This is a genomic window from Rhodohalobacter sp. 614A (assembly GCF_021462415.1).
Taxonomy (GTDB): domain Bacteria; phylum Bacteroidota; class Rhodothermia; order Balneolales; family Balneolaceae; genus Rhodohalobacter.
This window is the reverse complement of sequence record NZ_JAKEDS010000004.1, coordinates 212,386-227,160: the sequence shown is the minus strand read 5'-3', so window position 1 is coordinate 227,160 and position 14,775 is coordinate 212,386. Positions and strand designations below refer to the sequence as shown.

General features: G+C 43.1%; 17 protein-coding genes. 2 read left to right on the top strand and 15 right to left on the bottom strand.

The window, feature by feature from the left end; all coding sequences use genetic code 11:
- Nucleotides 1-32 precede the first annotated feature (32 nt).
- Nucleotides 33-944: a Gfo/Idh/MocA family protein gene (locus tag L0B18_RS17930; RefSeq protein ID WP_234573272.1), complete on the top strand. Its 912-nt coding sequence runs from the start codon at nucleotides 33-35 to the stop codon at nucleotides 942-944.
- 5 nt (nucleotides 945-949) lie between these two features.
- Nucleotides 950-1,840, top strand: coding sequence for a glycosyltransferase family 2 protein (locus L0B18_RS17925; protein WP_234573270.1), 891 nt, complete (start codon nucleotides 950-952; stop codon nucleotides 1,838-1,840).
- A 40-nt stretch (nucleotides 1,841-1,880) separates the two neighbouring features.
- Here the strand turns inward: L0B18_RS17925 and L0B18_RS17920 are convergent, their stop codons facing one another.
- The 15 genes from L0B18_RS17920 to L0B18_RS17850 form a co-directional block, all read right to left on the bottom strand.
- On the bottom strand, nucleotides 1,881-2,471 hold the full coding sequence (locus tag L0B18_RS17920) for a dTDP-4-dehydrorhamnose 3,5-epimerase family protein (RefSeq protein ID WP_234573268.1): 591 nt from the start codon (nucleotides 2,469-2,471) through the stop codon (nucleotides 1,881-1,883).
- 146 nt (nucleotides 2,472-2,617) lie between these two features.
- Nucleotides 2,618-4,210, bottom strand: coding sequence for a PQQ-dependent sugar dehydrogenase (locus L0B18_RS17915; protein WP_234573266.1), 1,593 nt, complete (start codon nucleotides 4,208-4,210; stop codon nucleotides 2,618-2,620).
- Between the two features lie 99 nt (nucleotides 4,211-4,309).
- Nucleotides 4,310-4,807, bottom strand: a complete 498-nt coding sequence (locus tag L0B18_RS17910) for a VOC family protein (protein ID WP_234573264.1) — start codon at nucleotides 4,805-4,807, stop codon at nucleotides 4,310-4,312.
- Nucleotides 4,808-4,833: 26 nt separating this feature from the next.
- Nucleotides 4,834-5,253, bottom strand: a complete 420-nt coding sequence (locus tag L0B18_RS17905; RefSeq protein WP_234573262.1) for a DUF1801 domain-containing protein — start codon at nucleotides 5,251-5,253, stop codon at nucleotides 4,834-4,836.
- Between the two features lie 6 nt (nucleotides 5,254-5,259).
- Complete coding sequence (locus L0B18_RS17900; protein WP_234573260.1) at nucleotides 5,260-5,952, bottom strand: 2'-5' RNA ligase family protein; 693 nt, start codon at nucleotides 5,950-5,952, stop codon at nucleotides 5,260-5,262.
- A gap of 33 nt (nucleotides 5,953-5,985) precedes the next feature.
- The gene (locus L0B18_RS17895; RefSeq protein ID WP_234573259.1) at nucleotides 5,986-6,201 is read right to left on the bottom strand and encodes a heavy-metal-associated domain-containing protein; all 216 of its coding nucleotides are present in this window, start codon (nucleotides 6,199-6,201) and stop codon (nucleotides 5,986-5,988) included.
- A 45-nt stretch (nucleotides 6,202-6,246) separates the two neighbouring features.
- On the bottom strand, nucleotides 6,247-7,812 hold the full coding sequence (locus tag L0B18_RS17890; protein WP_234573258.1) for a M81 family metallopeptidase: 1,566 nt from the start codon (nucleotides 7,810-7,812) through the stop codon (nucleotides 6,247-6,249).
- 194 nt (nucleotides 7,813-8,006) lie between these two features.
- Entirely contained in the window at nucleotides 8,007-9,743 is a 1,737-nt protein-coding gene (locus L0B18_RS17885) for an alpha-L-fucosidase (RefSeq protein ID WP_234573256.1), read from the bottom strand.
- Nucleotides 9,740-10,069 (bottom strand): HepT-like ribonuclease domain-containing protein, encoded by a 330-nt coding sequence (locus tag L0B18_RS17880; protein WP_234573252.1) that lies wholly within the window; start codon nucleotides 10,067-10,069, stop codon nucleotides 9,740-9,742. The genes L0B18_RS17885 and L0B18_RS17880 overlap by 4 nt, the downstream gene beginning before the upstream one ends.
- Nucleotides 10,038-10,373, bottom strand: coding sequence for a nucleotidyltransferase family protein (locus L0B18_RS17875; protein WP_234573250.1), 336 nt, complete (start codon nucleotides 10,371-10,373; stop codon nucleotides 10,038-10,040). Before L0B18_RS17875 ends, L0B18_RS17880 begins: the two co-directional genes overlap by 32 nt.
- Nucleotides 10,374-10,497: 124 nt before the next feature.
- The gene (locus tag L0B18_RS17870) at nucleotides 10,498-10,857 is read right to left on the bottom strand and encodes a P-II family nitrogen regulator (RefSeq protein WP_234573249.1); all 360 of its coding nucleotides are present in this window, start codon (nucleotides 10,855-10,857) and stop codon (nucleotides 10,498-10,500) included.
- 21 nt (nucleotides 10,858-10,878) lie between these two features.
- Entirely contained in the window at nucleotides 10,879-12,213 is a 1,335-nt protein-coding gene (locus L0B18_RS17865; protein WP_234573247.1) for an ammonium transporter, read from the bottom strand.
- 253 nt (nucleotides 12,214-12,466) lie between these two features.
- Nucleotides 12,467-13,252, bottom strand: coding sequence for a DNA alkylation repair protein (locus L0B18_RS17860; protein WP_234573245.1), 786 nt, complete (start codon nucleotides 13,250-13,252; stop codon nucleotides 12,467-12,469).
- Nucleotides 13,253-13,585 carry a cupin domain-containing protein gene (locus L0B18_RS17855; RefSeq protein ID WP_234573244.1) on the bottom strand — a complete coding sequence of 111 codons (333 nt, stop codon included), beginning with the start codon at nucleotides 13,583-13,585 and terminating at the stop codon, nucleotides 13,253-13,255.
- A 24-nt stretch (nucleotides 13,586-13,609) separates the two neighbouring features.
- Nucleotides 13,610-14,704, bottom strand: a complete 1,095-nt coding sequence (locus L0B18_RS17850) for a PAS domain-containing sensor histidine kinase (RefSeq protein ID WP_234573243.1) — start codon at nucleotides 14,702-14,704, stop codon at nucleotides 13,610-13,612.
- Between the last annotated feature and the right edge of the window lie 71 nt (nucleotides 14,705-14,775).

Here is a 14,775-nt window from a genome sequence, read left to right as displayed (position 1 = left end):
TTTTTGATCATACTCAAACAGAGTTCGGGTCTATGAATAAAAAAATTGCTCTTGTTGGCTGTGGAATTTGGGGTCAAAATATTTTAAAAGAACTTATAATCCTCAATTCTGAAGTTCACGTGTTTGAGACGAATCCGGCTCTTCGAGATACAGCCATCAAACTTGGAGCCGTTCAGTTTTCAGACGGATTACCTTCGGTGAATGATAATTTCGATGGATTAATTGTTGCTACTCCTTCTACTACTCACCGACCGGTACTCGAAAAACTGGCTGGACTTGATATCCCGGTTTTCCTGGAAAAACCCCTGACAACAAACCTCGAAGATGCGCTGGCACTTCGGGAGCTTTCTCATGATGATATTTACCTGATGCATATCTGGTTGTATCATCCCGGCATTTTAATGCTGAAGGATATTGCACAGTCCAAGGAGCTGGGGAACGTGCTGGGGGTTAGGTCAACCCGGGCAAACTGGACGAGTCCGCGGACAGATACCGACAGCGTATGGAATCTCTCGCCGCATGATATCACCATTGCAAAGGCAGTTTTAGGTTACATTCCGGATCCAAAATCAGCTATTGCAGAGTGTCATCATGGAATAATCAGAGGATTGGTAGCACTTCTCGGGGACGATCCGTATTGTATTTTTGAAGTTTCCAACAGGTATGAACGGAAAGTCAGAGAGGTGAGGATTCACTGTGAAAAAGGCGTTGCAATTCTTGAAGATGAGAAAGTAGATGCCATCAAAATAGTTCGCGGAGATGCTGCAAGTGATCCCAAAAAAATGGAAATCGAATTCAGAAAATTTGATAAAACTCCTCCATTAAGATTTGAAATCCGGGAATTCCTGGATTTTTTGAATGGCGGTGCCACTCCCCGAAGCAGTTTTGAAGACGGACTCGAAGTCATAAAAACCATTCATGACATTGTTGAATTAGCAAAATAGCGGATATGAGTAAGTTAAAAGCAACGGTAGTACTTCCAACAACTAGAGACAGAGGCCCATTGCTTCCTTATTCGATAGGCAGTATCCAACATCAAACATTGGATGATATTGAGATTTTTGTAATTGGTGACGGTGTTTCAGATGCGACCAGGAAAGTAGTTCAAAAACTTCAGAGCGAAGATTCCCGGATAAAGTTTTTCGATCATCCCAAACATGAAAGACGTGGAGAAGTCTATCGTCATCAGGCGCTTCAGGAAGCTAAAGGAGAAATCGTTTGTTACATATGCGACAGAGACCTGATGCTGCCGAACCATGTTGGAACCCTGTATTCTCTACTTCAGAAGTACAATTTTGCATTTACAGCATTTATCCGGGTACGGGAAGATCACAGCGTTATGTTTGATAATTATTCCAAATATTTTGGTCCGGCTTCTGAAGCACCCAAAAAGTTTGTGCACCGGGGAAATGCAGCACTTTCCAGTGTAGGCCATACACTGGCGTTTTATCAACAATTACCCTATGGATGGCGGACAACTCCGGAAGGTCAATACACAGATGTGTACATGTGGAAACAGTTTTTGGCTCATCCTCAGTGCCAAGCATATTCACATGACGAAGCTACCATGCTGTATTTTAAAAGAGGGAATTTCCCCGGCGTTCCCGTTTCTGAAAGAGAAAAAGAACTTAAACGATGGTCGGAAAAAATCTCAACTGAAAAAGGTATTGAAGCCATCAAAAAAGAAGCTTTAAAGGGATTGATGCATGACCGGCTTCGATTGCGATTACGAGTCATTTCTACTCCATTAATTTCGATAAAAGGATACGATTTAAGAGAGCTTTCCTCTCAGTTATTGGAACGATTGAAGAAAAATAACTCAGGCAGAAGAGAGACTTAAAGGGTGGATGAGACTTAAATTCATCCATATTTAAAAGAGATTACGATTTTTGAATTTTTTCCCGAGCTTCTTCAAAAGGCTTCCAGTCTCCTAAAGAGGCCTTGAGTTCAGCTTCTGTCGGGAAATCCTGGGCTCGTTGAGAAAGAATTGCATCATCCATTGGCCAGGGAATACCCAGGTCTGGTGCATTCCAGATGACTCCCCAGTTGTCGTCTTTTCCATAATCCACATAGGCTTCAGAAACTGCCTGAACATGAATGGAGGGAGTATCGAAATACCAACCATGTAAAAGACCTTTGGGAAAAGCCAATGCCGCCAGGTCTTCCTCAAACAATTCATATAAGGAGTGCACACCTTCCGTTGGTGAGCCGGGCCGAATATCTTTTAAACCGAGAAAACAATGGCCTGTGAGCAGGCAAAAATATTCATCATGGCGCTTATGCAGATGCATTCCCCTGAAGACGTTCTCTTTTGACTTTACAAGACTCCATTGTACCGGTTCGATACAGGTATTCCAGTATTCCTGGAAAATTTCTGAAAATGATCCCCTGTAGTCTTTATGTTCTGCAACTTTTTTTAGTTCGGTCTGATAGATTTCTCCACCTGATATGAGTCTGGATTCTTTTCCCATAGCTTTAAATTTTTAGTGCCCGGTTAATGATTGATAATCTTTTTTAAGACCCGATTTATTTAGTAATAAAAAAGATTCCAAACAAGAAATGAAGCATATTTTACAATTTTCTAACGAGGGTGGCGACACGGGTAAAGAAAATCAGTCTAATGAAGGCTTTTTCTTTCTTCAAATACTTCACCGGGAATAACAGCACCGGATGAGTTGCCAAAGCTATTGCGAATGTAAGTGAGAACATCGGCAATTTCCTGATCCGTCAGTTGTTGGAAGGCAGGCATTTCTTGGTTATACATTTCGCCGTTTACTTCAATGGGTTCAGAGAGGCCCAGAAGCAGTGTTCGAATCAAGCGGGCTTTGTCACCGGTAACCCATTCTGTTTCAGAAAGTGGGGGATACATATCCGCCGAGCCCTGGCCTTCGGGTCCGTGACAAATCTGGCAGTGCTGTACATACAACTGCCGGCCTGCGGCAAACTCTTCTTCACCCACCTGGTGGTTCCAGTCTTCGCTCAGAAGATCAAGAGATTCAGTGTTTTCGGTAAAAAAAGGTAATGAATCATCTAGGGTTTCATTTTCTGTAAGTGACCGGATACGAATGATACGGTCATTCATTTCCGGTAACTCATCATACATCCAGGGTTGAAAGCGTGGATGCCAGTCGGTATTGCTGGTAGTGAAATAGACAGACCCGTCTGATGCCACAGAGACATCCCGAATTCGTCCAAACTCTTTTTGCAGGTAGATGTGTTCTTCAGTGATCTCCTGACCGCTATCACTTAAATTTAAAACCCGTAATGCCCGGCCTTTCATATTCGCAGTGATCAGGCTGTGATTCCATTCAGGAATGGTTTCATTCTCAAAAATTGCCAGTCCGGCAATGGCTATCGTTGGAGTCCATGCCATCAGAGGTTCTTTGATTTCAAATTCAGCACAAAAGTTCTGTTCAAAATCCTGATCACAAAATCCCTGAACATCCGGCCAGCCATAATTTCCGTCTTTTATAACCAGGTTGATTTCATCGTCGTTATTGGGACCATGTTCCGTACTGTAAAAAGTTCCGTCATCAGAAAAAACGAGCCCCTGGGGATTGCGATGGCCGCGTGACCAGATCGGGCTTTTGGGAATCGGATTATCTTCAGGAATGGATCCATCCAGGTTGAACTGCATGATTTTCCCAACCAAAATTGAATCGTTTTGTGTTTGATTCGGCCGGCCGGCATCACCCATCGAGAAGAAGAGTTTTTCATCCGGAGAGATGGCCAAACGTGAACCATTGTGATACGTATTTCCGGGAATGCTGTCTAATAAAATCTGCGGATTGATGAGCGAATCGCCATCAAAAGAATACTTCACTAAGCGCGATTGTACCGCTTGTTGAAGGTCATCTTTGTTTGATTGAAATGTGTAGTGTAGAAACACAGATTTTTCTTCGGGATGAACCGTCATCCCCAGAAGTCCGTAGGATTTTTTGTAAAGCACATCCGGGATTTCCAGAACTTTTTCCTTCTCAAGTGATTTCAGATCCATTCGATAGACTGAACCGCTCTGCTCCGTAAACCATAAAGCTCCGGGAACGGATGCATCCACATCCCATGGAATTCCCAAGTTGCCGGCCACTTCTTCAAGGACTAATGTGGAACGATCCAGCTTCAGATAAGCGATAGATGTGGATTGGTTTCTGTCAGAAGTACACGAGACGAAGAACAATGCAAGGAGAAATGTCAGTGAAGAATACTTCAAAGTATTTTGGTTGATTTTCGAGCTGAAGAAATATGGCAAAGAATTGTTGATTTACAAAAAGATCAAAAAAGTTGTAAGAACTTTGCCAATCAGTGAAATTCACTCCAATTCACCCAACAAATCTGCAATATCCAGCGGGCGAGTGTACATTTCAAGAGAGCCATCCGGTTTTTGAGGCCATTGATCTTTCGGGCGATCCCAATACAATTCCACACCATTTTGATCAGGATCATCCAAATAAATGGCCTCGGAGACACCATGATCGGCCGCTCCACTCAGCGGATAATTTGCATCCTGCAATCTCTGAAAAGCAATTGCCAGATCTTTTCTTGTGGGATAAAGAATGGCGGTGTGAAAAAGTCCGGTAGAATGACGCGGTGCCGGCGGGCCATTTTTACTGTGCCATGTGTTTAATCCAATGTGATGATGATATCCTCCTGCAGAAATAAAAGCGGCGTCAGAGCCATAAGTTGTCGTCAACTCGAAGCCAAGAAGACCGCAATAGAAATCCAGAGATTCCTGAATGTTGGATACTTTGAGGTGCACATGCCCGATTCTGGTTTGAGCCGGGATTTTGTAATCGTTATTGGCGGACATAAGTTAGAATTTGTGAGAATACGTATTTAAACACCCAACATGGGCAGGTGTTTTACATTGTGATAGGTAAGTGCAAGGGATATGCAATGTTTTAGTTCCAGCTCGGGAATGTCTTTCAACAAGTCGAAAACAATAGCCCGGGTTCCATCAAACTGTAGTTTATCTCCGTACAATTTTCGGAAAGTATCCACCAAACTTGTGGTGCATGTAAAGTACATCGCATATTGATCCGGTTGTGATTTCTTCCAATCCATTCGCACCGTACTTCCGGTTTTTGTTTTATAGCTGGGCTCACCCCAACTCAGAGTTTCCTCAAGTTTGTTAACGGTTTCATTTTCAGAGGCTGTCTCAAAAATCATCTGCCGTAATTTTAAAAGTCGTGGCCGAATAATTTCGGGATAACTGCTGAATTTATTTTCAACTGCTGGGTTTTGAAAAGGCGTCATGTTTTGTCAGGCAGAACTTGTTAAGTGGAATGTATCCAGCAATGTAGTTTTTTCTTTTCGCTGATACCAGTCGTTTCCAACAAGTTCCAGCCGGTCAATTTTAGAAATACCAAAATCCCGGTTCCGGAATTGGGAAACAGATGAAAAAACTTTCTCGGGATTTTCCGGCACTTCTCTGAAACGAACACAAGTAAGATGAGCAGTTTTCAAAAGATAGCGATGATCTATCGAGTTTTGAAGATCGGAGGTTCGAAATTGTTCTCTCAGTTTGGTTCGAAGTTCGTTCAGCGAATCATCTTCCGGAAATCCCTGCACGATGATACAGGATGGAGAAGCCGTTATGCCTTGAAACCGAATCCGAAATGGTGAGAATGATGTTGTAACCAATTCAATCAAATTGATATAGCGGGAAGACTGAATGTCTGTAAGTGAAAAACCTGAATAACAAGAGATCACCGATAAAACCGTAAAATGAAGATCGCTCAGGGGATAATAATACTGAAGCGGCGCAACGGACTTGATCTCGTTCAACATTTCCGAAATATTCTGTTTGACTTGCTCCGAAGGCCGGGCCAGCAATGTGATGCCGTATCGATCGTCATCAGAAGAATCAATCATCGGGTCCGTTTCAAACTGCTTCGTTTTGAACTTCCCTGAAGCTTCATCCCACATTCGGTCGTAATGCTTCTGCAGGTTCATGATCGCCAGGCCAGCGTTACTGAATGGCTTTTATTATCCATTAATCTCTTCGGCAGAATAGCCGGCTTCCTTTATTGCTTTTTTGATCTGATCGGATGCCATATTTTCAGTTTGAACAGTCAGGATTCGGTCTTTATGATCGAGATCAACCGACCACTCATGAATTCCTTCCTGCTTGTCGAGATACGGAGTGACGGTTGATACGCAACCTGAGCACTGAATGTCTGTTTTGAACGTCAATGTTTTCATATGGAAAAATAAATCGTGGATAAATGAGTAAGTAAAAAAGTTTCTTTAAAGTTCGTCGGATGCCGGAATCAATCGGGCGGATAAATCCGGTTCTTCTTCAAATTCATCTAACGGGAACATTGGCCGGTTGATTCGCTCATACTCCAGCCGATGCAAATCCTGATCCACTCCGCCGGGAGTGAGAGCCATAATCCAGTCGGCTCGCATATCATACAATTCGGGTACGAGATAACCGATTTTCACAACCACGATATCCGTTTCTCGCGGATTCAGCCCCAGATTTGTAAAATCACTTTCGTGGTGATAGGGTTTTCGTTTCTTTGTGACGATCACATTCGCACTCCCGATTTTCACAACTACTTCGGTTTCAGCGTCTTCATCGCCATGTTCAATGGCCGTGATTTCCCCTTCAAGAAGGATGGGAGGGGAGTATCGGTCATCCACTTCGGCACCTGCGTATTCGCTGACTGTTCCGCCAACTCCCGCTTCAACCGCTACTTCTATAAATTCTGGTCCCGGAATGGACGCATAGATAAGTGACGGACCATCTTCGGATTGAAATTCCTGTCGATCCAAAATTTGGCGAATCGTCCAGGTGACATCTCCGGCGCCGCCTGCGGTCGGATTATCACCCATATCACTGATGATAAACGGTTGCACATCACTGTTGATAGCCATCTCTAAACTTTCTTCGAGCGTGGCTGTCGGGGCAATAAACTCAAACTCATTTCGAACATCCCAAAAACTTTGGGCCAGCATTTCGGCGGTCTCGGTTACTTTCTGTTGATCATCGCCGGTAACCATCACAACAGCATGATTTCTCGGCTCATCCGCCCAGGCGTATCCAACCCAAATGGCTGCATCAATGACACCCTCTTCATTTGCTGCCGGTTCAACCTTTTCATAAAGAGTCTTTGCAGGATCAACGCGCGTACTGGTTTTCTCTCCAGGTAGGAGAATCGGAACCGGAATCCACGCTTTGTATTCGGGTTTTCCTTCTCCATTTTCGAGACGCGTAAGCAGATTTTCCACCGCACGTTCTTTTGATTCCAGCGCATCTTCGTGCGGTGCCATCCGGTAACACGTAATCAAATCGGTATGTTCAGCAAGTCTCTGAGATACATTTCCATGCAGATCCATCGATGTTGAGATCAACGTTTCCGTCCCAACCACTTCTCGGACCCGTTTGATAAAATCTCCTTCAGGATCATCCAGCCCCTGAACACTCATTGCGCCGTGGATATCAAAAAAGAGTCCGTCGTACGGCAGGTTTTCTTCAAGTCGTTCCAGCGTTTCCGTCACAAGCGATTCGTATGCCTCACGAGTTACAATTCCTCCCGGAATGGAATGACCGCGAAGCGTGGGGAACCATTGGGCGCGTTGCCGTTTCTCAGATCCTTCATCCACAAAAGGATAGTAAGAAAAAACCTCATCACCTCTTCTGGCTTTGAATGCTTCTTCGTGAGTAACAGCCGGGGAAAAGGTGCTGGATTCAATGGCAACTCCGGCAATGGCGATTCGGGGTAAATCCTCGCTCGGCTCTGTTGAACTGCAAGAAATAATGGCGATAAAAAGAAGAGAAACGACGAGAAACAGAAGTGGTTTTTTCATATCGAATACTTTCTGGATTGGATGCTTTTAGGTCTGAAAATATATAATAAGCGTCGGCAGAACGATTGGCAAATGGAATGAATGTAGAATATTGAACAAGGAATAGCGAATTTCTAAGTGTTGACATCTTTGCGATCCTTAGCGTCTTTGGCGGTTTATAAAACTGCTGAGGACGCTAAGAGGCGTGGAGTTTTTTATTGCAGCACGAGTTCTACGTCTTCAACTGCCAAAGCTTTATGAGGATTGGACGGATCGGAAAGTCTCAATTCGATTTTGTTAAGTTCGTCCGGTAAAAGATTGATTTCGATAATTTTCTTCTCATATTTTCTATCGGAAATCATCTCGGCTTGATCGTCAAAAGAAAGGTTGACCGGTTCTCCGTTAATCAACAGTTCCAACTCTTTACCCGTTTGATTCTGCGGATATTGAACGATCAGTTGATAGGATTCTTTTCCTGGATTCAAAATAAACCACTGTTTTTTTACAACAGTTGGCTTTGTAGAATAGTAATCTTTTCCGCTCAGGCTGTGGTAATCAGTAGCATTTTCGGAAGTCAACGGGTATGAACCACCATCAGATGCCTCTATAGTATTTGAGGGGATAAACTTTAACTCTCCTTCGTATTCAATCACGATTACATTCACGAGATCCGTTTCAGGCAATTCAGTGATGTCGATACTGTATTTGTCACCGTCCTGGTTTACTCTGATTGATTGAGACGGATCAGCAAGTAAAGTTGCTTCAGCCGGTTGAGTTCGGAGACCTTCGATTTCGATTCGTCCGTTTTCAGGCGGATTTGTCAGAAAAAGGAATTGTTTGCCCGGTTTGGCGGTGACCGTTCCCCAGCTCTGTTCAAACAGGGGAGAAGTGGTTGTACCGTAAATGGCCTCGCCATTTTTGTTGAGCCAGCCGCCTATGAGCAGCAATACTTCTTTCTCAAATTCTACAATACTTCCATCTCCTCTCGGACCGATATTCAGCAGATAATTCCCGCCATTACTGACCACTTTAATCAGGCCTTTCAATTTTTCGAGAGCTTTTTCCTGTGGATTGCCACGTTCCTGCCAGGATCGATATCCCCAGGTTTCGTCGAACATGGACGCCGGGGTTTGCCACAATGTTCCCATCCGGAAATCGGGAGAGACGTTATCGCCCATCACCACAAAATCGCCCTGGTCATTCCAGATTCGTCCGCTGACCAATGTGTTGGGCTGATGCCTCTTCACCATCTCTTTCAGCTCTCTGCTTTGCTCAAGTGTTGGCTTACCCATATCAAACCAAATTTCTGAGATCGGTCCGTATTCGGTCATCAATTCTTCCACTTGGTTTAAATTGAACTGGTGATGCTGCGGAGGGATGGAATCACTGTTATGAGATGAAATCGGCACGGCGTGTTCATAATTCCAGTCAATGAGGGAGAAGTAAACGCCAAAATCGAGCCCCTGTTTTCGTGTGGCTTCTGCCAGTTCTTTGATGATGTCGCGGCCGTACGGGGTGGCATCTATGATATCAAAATTGGAGTACTCCGTATCATAAAGCGCAAATCCGTCGTGGTGTTTGGCTGTGATGACAATGGATTTCATTCCTGCATTTCTTGCCAAGACCGCAACAGAATCCGGGTTCCAGTTTACGGGGTTGAATGTGCTGGCCACTTCTCTGAAATCTTCTTTCGGGATTTTTCCATGTGCGCGAATCTGTTCGCTGTATCCAATTTCTACGCGCTCATCATTCCAAACTCCGCCCAGTTCTGAATACACCCCAAAATGAATAAACATGGAGTATTTTTGGGACTCCCATTCGGAGATGGCTTGGTCTTGAGATTGAGGTTCGGTGGTTTGTTGAGCATTAGAATTGGTTTCTGATTGGCAGGAAAAGGAAAAAGGAATAAGTAAAATGCTGAGAGATATAGTAAGAAATGACTTATGGATCATAAAAATGGTTCAATTTCCTTTTTCAGTTTGGGAAGATACTTTTTGAGTATCGTCCAGACAATGGAATTATCGATACTGTCGTAAGCGTGAACCAACCTATTTCTAAAAGCAATAATCTGTTTGTCATTATTGATGGACAGATCAGTCTCAACTTTTGACAGCTTGTTAAGTGCCTCCCCAATAATAGCCAATTGTCTTTCTGTTGCACTCTGGGTTTTTAGATCTTCATGATATTCTTCGAAATCATCGATCTCTTTTGTGAAGCTTTCAATCAGATCGATGGCTCTTGAAATATCAGACAGGTACTTTTTGCCCTCTTCCGTCATATAGCAGGACTTTTGTTCTCTCTATATTGTTTTTAAGAATGGGATTTTTTAAAGATGAATTGGTTAATAAATCGACCTTTCGGTCGAAAAAATCTTCAAGTGTATCCCATAATGACATCAGTTTTTCACCACGTTCGATGGGGTCAGCCTCATCAATTTCTACAAGAAGATCGACATCACTTGTCTGTTCATTAAATTGATCCGTTACGGACGAGCCAAATGCATACAACATTTTTATACTGTGATTACGGCACAGGTTTAAAAACTCCTGATCCTTTTGTTGTATGAGGTGTTTTAAGTACATAACAGTAAAATAATAATTTTCAAGGAATTATTATGGTGCAGTGGTTGCATTACTCAATCAAATAAAAAAGGGAAGAACCATAAAGTCCTTCCCTTTTAAATAATGATAAGTTTAAACTGTGTATTTAAATCGCCTCGCTTCCCCGCTCGCCCGTACTAATCCGGATACATTCTTCCAGCGGCGTGATGAAGATCTTCCCGTCGCCCGTAGTTTTGCCGGGTTGTTTGTCTTTGTAGCGTGACTTGACGGTTTTGATGATGGTATCAACGGTGATGTCAACGAATTCGTCATTGACGGCAATTTCGAGGCGGACTCTCGGAATCAATCCCGGAACGACTTTTTTGCCGCGATAGATTTCTGCGTCCTCAGCTTTTCCATGGCCGGATACACGCATGACGGTGATCCGGCGGATTTCGGCTTCAATGAGGGCTTCCCGTACTTCATCCAGTTGTGTTTCCCGAATAATGGCTATGACAAGTTTCATGTGATGGTAGATTTAAAGTGATTAATTGGGGTTGAGCATTCCGTAGCCGTGTTCGCTGTGGTATGCGCTGTCGAGTCCTGACATCTCTTCTTTTGGATCAGATCGGAAACCAATCAACTTGTTGATGACAAAGAGAAGAATCAGCGTTAAAACGGCTGCGTAAACAACGGCTATAAGCACGGCAACTACTTGAACTCCCAATTGTTGCCAAGCGGTCCAACTGCCTCCGGCTGCCGCAGCAGCATCGGCCATCCAGGCATCGCGGATGAAGAATGTGAGTAAAATAGCTCCTACAATTCCGCCAACGCCGTGAATACCAAAAGCGTCGAGGCTGTCATCGTATCCAAGTTTATTTTTGGCAATAATCGCCATGTAGCAGAAAACAGAAGCAAAAATTCCAAGCATAAATGCTCCAAACGGCTGAACTACCCCGGCTGCGGGAGTAACGGCAACCAATCCCGCCAAAATTCCGGACATAATTCCAAGTGCCGTTGCTTTGCCCTGGTGCCACGCTTCAATAATCATCCATGTAATAGCTCCTGAAGCGGCAGCAACTTGTGTTGCGGTTAACGCCTGTGCTGTGCTCAAGCCACTGGCAACGGAACTACCAGCGTTAAAACCAAACCAGCCGACCCAAAGAAGCCCGCCGCCAATCATGGTCATCACCAGGTTACTTGGCGGCATGTTGGTCACCGGAAATCCTCGCCGGGCTCCAAGATAGATGGCAGCAACAAGACCACTGACACCGGCAGAAATGTGAACCACTGTTCCTCCGGCAAAGTCAATAGCACCGTTTGCGCCGAGGTTAAAAAGGAATCCGTCTTCAGCCCAAACCCAGTGGCAAAGCGGATTGTAAACTAAAAGTCCCCAGAGAGCAATAAAAAGACAATAGGATTTAAATTTTACTCGCTCGGCAAAAGCGCCGGCAATCAGGGCGGGGGTGATGATAGCAAATTTGCCCTGGAACATGCTGAAAACGTATTCCGGTACACCGGCGTCCATAATAGTTTCGTCAATTCCAGCCAGGAAAATGTAGCCGGGGTTCCAGCCAAACCATCCGCCGAGAACATTGGGACCGAAAGCCATGGCATAACCAACGGCAACCCAAAGCACGGTCATAATGCCCATAGCCGCGAAGCTGTGCATCATGGTTCCCAAAACGTTTTTGGTTCGGACCAATCCGCCATAGAACATTGCCAGACCGGGTACCATCAACAGAACAAGTGCTGTGGAAACGAGCATCCAGGCAGTTGTTCCGGTATCAATGGCTGCGCCATCTTGGGCAAATGAAGGAGTTGAAATTGAGAGAAACAGTAGCAGAAGGAGTGGGAATTTACCCAGATATTTTTTTAGCATATTGTTTGTTTTGATAGACTTAATGGTAGACTGCCGAAAATCTATAATAAATTACAAAACAATACAAAGTAAAATGTGTTTTTTTCGTTAAGTAATTAGATTTAAAAAGTAATAATATTTAATAATTAAGTTTTTTGTGTAGGTAAGTTAATTAATTTCATTCTGTAAGCGTTTCCAAAGAGGAAAACCCTAAATTTTTAAATAGAAATAATTTGAGTCTAAGTTTCTTTTTTCAGAGATATGACGGCCAGCTTCAATGATGGTTCAAATTATTCACAATCTTCAGTGCCCAATTATCACGTTGTTTGAGTAGGTTTCTAAGCGAGTGTTTAATAATCCAGACTCTCTCATATGTCGGTTGTTTTCTCCACTTTTCAATGATCTCTTTACCGATTTGCGGGTTGTCTTTCAAAATGTCATTCACGCAATTGGCCACAGATTTTTGGACGTATTTGGAGGTGTCGTCTTTCAAATTGTCCAGGATCGGTATAATCGGTGCAGGGTTCTCAATAAAGGTATCGAGCTTTTTCGCCCAGGGAAGACGGGGACGTACACCTTCTGATGATAATCGCCGGACATGAAAATTTTCATCACCAGACCAGCCCAACATTACTTTGAGGGTTTTTTCAGGATACATTTCAATGTAAGGCCGAATAGCATACTCGCCCGTATTTCGCTTCGTGATTTCGGCTATGGTATTCATCGACAGATCGAAATGATCGCGCCCATATTTTTCCACGTATTTGGCAATCGGCATAATCCAATAATAGTTGGTAAACATGCCTGTCTCATCGTTGTTCTCAGGGCCCAGGATTTGGGTGAGCAATTGTACATTTCTAGGGTATGAACCCGTGAGATTGGCATGAAGTTCGTCGGCAATCACTTCTACCCTGTCCTTCAGCTCCAGTATTTGAACTTTGAGATCAATACTCTCTACAAATCCATTTAAATCAAAAGGAGGATAAACGGAATTGATTTTATCAGCAAGGAGTATGGCGAGCTCTTTATCAAACCAAAATTTTAATTTCTTGTAAGCCAATTATTTTTCTCCTCCTTCCGGACCATAGAAGAAAACCCATGTCACGAAATTATCCGTAAAATTTTCGAAACGGTGTTCTGCTCCGGCAGGGACAAAGAGAACATCGCCAGGTGAGAAAACAGTTCTTTCATCCTCAAGAATAAACTCTCCCGATCCACTGACAACCACGTAAACTTCATCCCGGCTGTGTGGCTTTTGATTATCAACTTCATTGGGTTTATAGATTTCAACCAGCAAGGACCCGTGAGTAAATAATTCGACGAACTCATTGCCGGAATTTTTGAGCTTATTTAAAGCGTCTCCAAGGGGTATTTTGAATTTTTTTGAAGCCATTTTACAGTATTTTGTAATCCAGTATCATTCTTTAAATGTGAGTGTAAATGTAGTCCCTTCATCAACTTTGCTTTCAACTGAAATTGTACCGCCTAAATTTGTGATATGATTGTAAACGAGGTAAAGCCCAATACCTTTGCTGTCGGCGTGATTATGGAATTTTTCATGAAGTCCAAAAATCTGTCCTTGTAATTTTTCCATGTCAAAGCCGCGTCCATTATCCGTGAAAATGAGTTGTTTATTTCCCCCGTTGATTCTTGTAGCTATGGATATAAGTGGATTGCGATCGGGATGAGCATACCTGATGGAGTTTGTGATTAGGTTTAAGAAGATACTCTTCAGGTAAGCCTCATTAAAAAGAACGGTTTTAAAATCGTCTAAATGAACCTCCACGGTTGTCTTGGAATCATTGATGTATGTTTGAATGGATTGAATCACAGAATTCAAAATATCCTGAATATTCAAATTGCTGGTCTTTATCTCTAAGGTTTCCTGGTGATTGAGGTCGTCAAGGTAAATGTCCAGCGTTTCTTTCAGGTTTTCTGAAACCGTTTTAAGAAGCTCAAGAAAGTTTAGTGTTTCTTCGTCTTCAATAGTGGATAGATCAATCAGGTTAAAGAGAGATATCAGGTTTGCAACAGGAGACCGCAAATCGTGCGAGGTTGCATATGACAGTTGTTTTAACCGTTGATTGGTTTGAGTGAGTTCGGAAAGCAATTGATTTCTCTCTTCTTCATGCTTTTTTCTGTGAGTAATATTTTTCGCGATGGCATAAACCAACTCCTTGTCATCCACAGGAATTGAGGTCCATGAAAGCCATACTGTTTTCCCTTCTTTTGTGATATAGCGGTTTTCGAAATTCAATAAGGGATCGCCCGCCCTGATTTTATCCCTCCATTTGGAGGTCAGTGCGATATCTTCGGGGTGAATAAATGAATTGATGGGTTCTGAAAGTAATTTCTTTTCTGAATATCCAAAAAGTTTGCAAAGAGCCGGATTCACTTTTTTAAAATATCCGTCGAATCCGGCAATACAAAGCAGGTCTGATGAGAGCTCAAAAAAAGGCTTGAGCGAATAGTTCGAAGCAGATTTAGAACTTTTTTTAATCTCAGTACTCATTATTTATGGAGGTAATTGGAAGGTAATTGGAAGGTAATCGAGCTAAATATTGTACCCTGAAAGCGGCTTAA

Bases quoted from the DNA above. Each gene is read 5' to 3' on its own strand.
- L0B18_RS17930 (WP_234573272.1), top strand. From the start codon at position 33: ATGAATAAAAAAATTGCTCTTGTTGGCTGTGGAATTTGGGGTCAAAAT.
- L0B18_RS17925 (WP_234573270.1), top strand. From the start codon at position 950: ATGAGTAAGTTAAAAGCAACGGTAGTACTTCCAACAACTAGAGACAGA.
- L0B18_RS17920 (WP_234573268.1), bottom strand. From the start codon at position 2,471: ATGGGAAAAGAATCCAGACTCATATCAGGTGGAGAAATCTATCAGACC.
- L0B18_RS17910 (WP_234573264.1), bottom strand. From the start codon at position 4,807: ATGTCCGCCAATAACGATTACAAAATCCCGGCTCAAACCAGAATCGGG.
- L0B18_RS17905 (WP_234573262.1), bottom strand. From the start codon at position 5,253: ATGACGCCTTTTCAAAACCCAGCAGTTGAAAATAAATTCAGCAGTTAT.
- L0B18_RS17900 (WP_234573260.1), bottom strand. From the start codon at position 5,952: ATGAACCTGCAGAAGCATTACGACCGAATGTGGGATGAAGCTTCAGGG.
- L0B18_RS17895 (WP_234573259.1), bottom strand. From the start codon at position 6,201: ATGAAAACATTGACGTTCAAAACAGACATTCAGTGCTCAGGTTGCGTA.
- L0B18_RS17890 (WP_234573258.1), bottom strand. From the start codon at position 7,812: ATGAAAAAACCACTTCTGTTTCTCGTCGTTTCTCTTCTTTTTATCGCC.
- L0B18_RS17885 (WP_234573256.1), bottom strand. From the start codon at position 9,743: ATGATCCATAAGTCATTTCTTACTATATCTCTCAGCATTTTACTTATT.
- L0B18_RS17880 (WP_234573252.1), bottom strand. From the start codon at position 10,069: ATGACGGAAGAGGGCAAAAAGTACCTGTCTGATATTTCAAGAGCCATC.
- L0B18_RS17875 (WP_234573250.1), bottom strand. From the start codon at position 10,373: ATGTACTTAAAACACCTCATACAACAAAAGGATCAGGAGTTTTTAAAC.
- L0B18_RS17870 (WP_234573249.1), bottom strand. From the start codon at position 10,857: ATGAAACTTGTCATAGCCATTATTCGGGAAACACAACTGGATGAAGTA.
- L0B18_RS17865 (WP_234573247.1), bottom strand. From the start codon at position 12,213: ATGCTAAAAAAATATCTGGGTAAATTCCCACTCCTTCTGCTACTGTTT.
- L0B18_RS17855 (WP_234573244.1), bottom strand. From the start codon at position 13,585: ATGGCTTCAAAAAAATTCAAAATACCCCTTGGAGACGCTTTAAATAAG.
- L0B18_RS17850 (WP_234573243.1), bottom strand. From the start codon at position 14,704: ATGAGTACTGAGATTAAAAAAAGTTCTAAATCTGCTTCGAACTATTCG.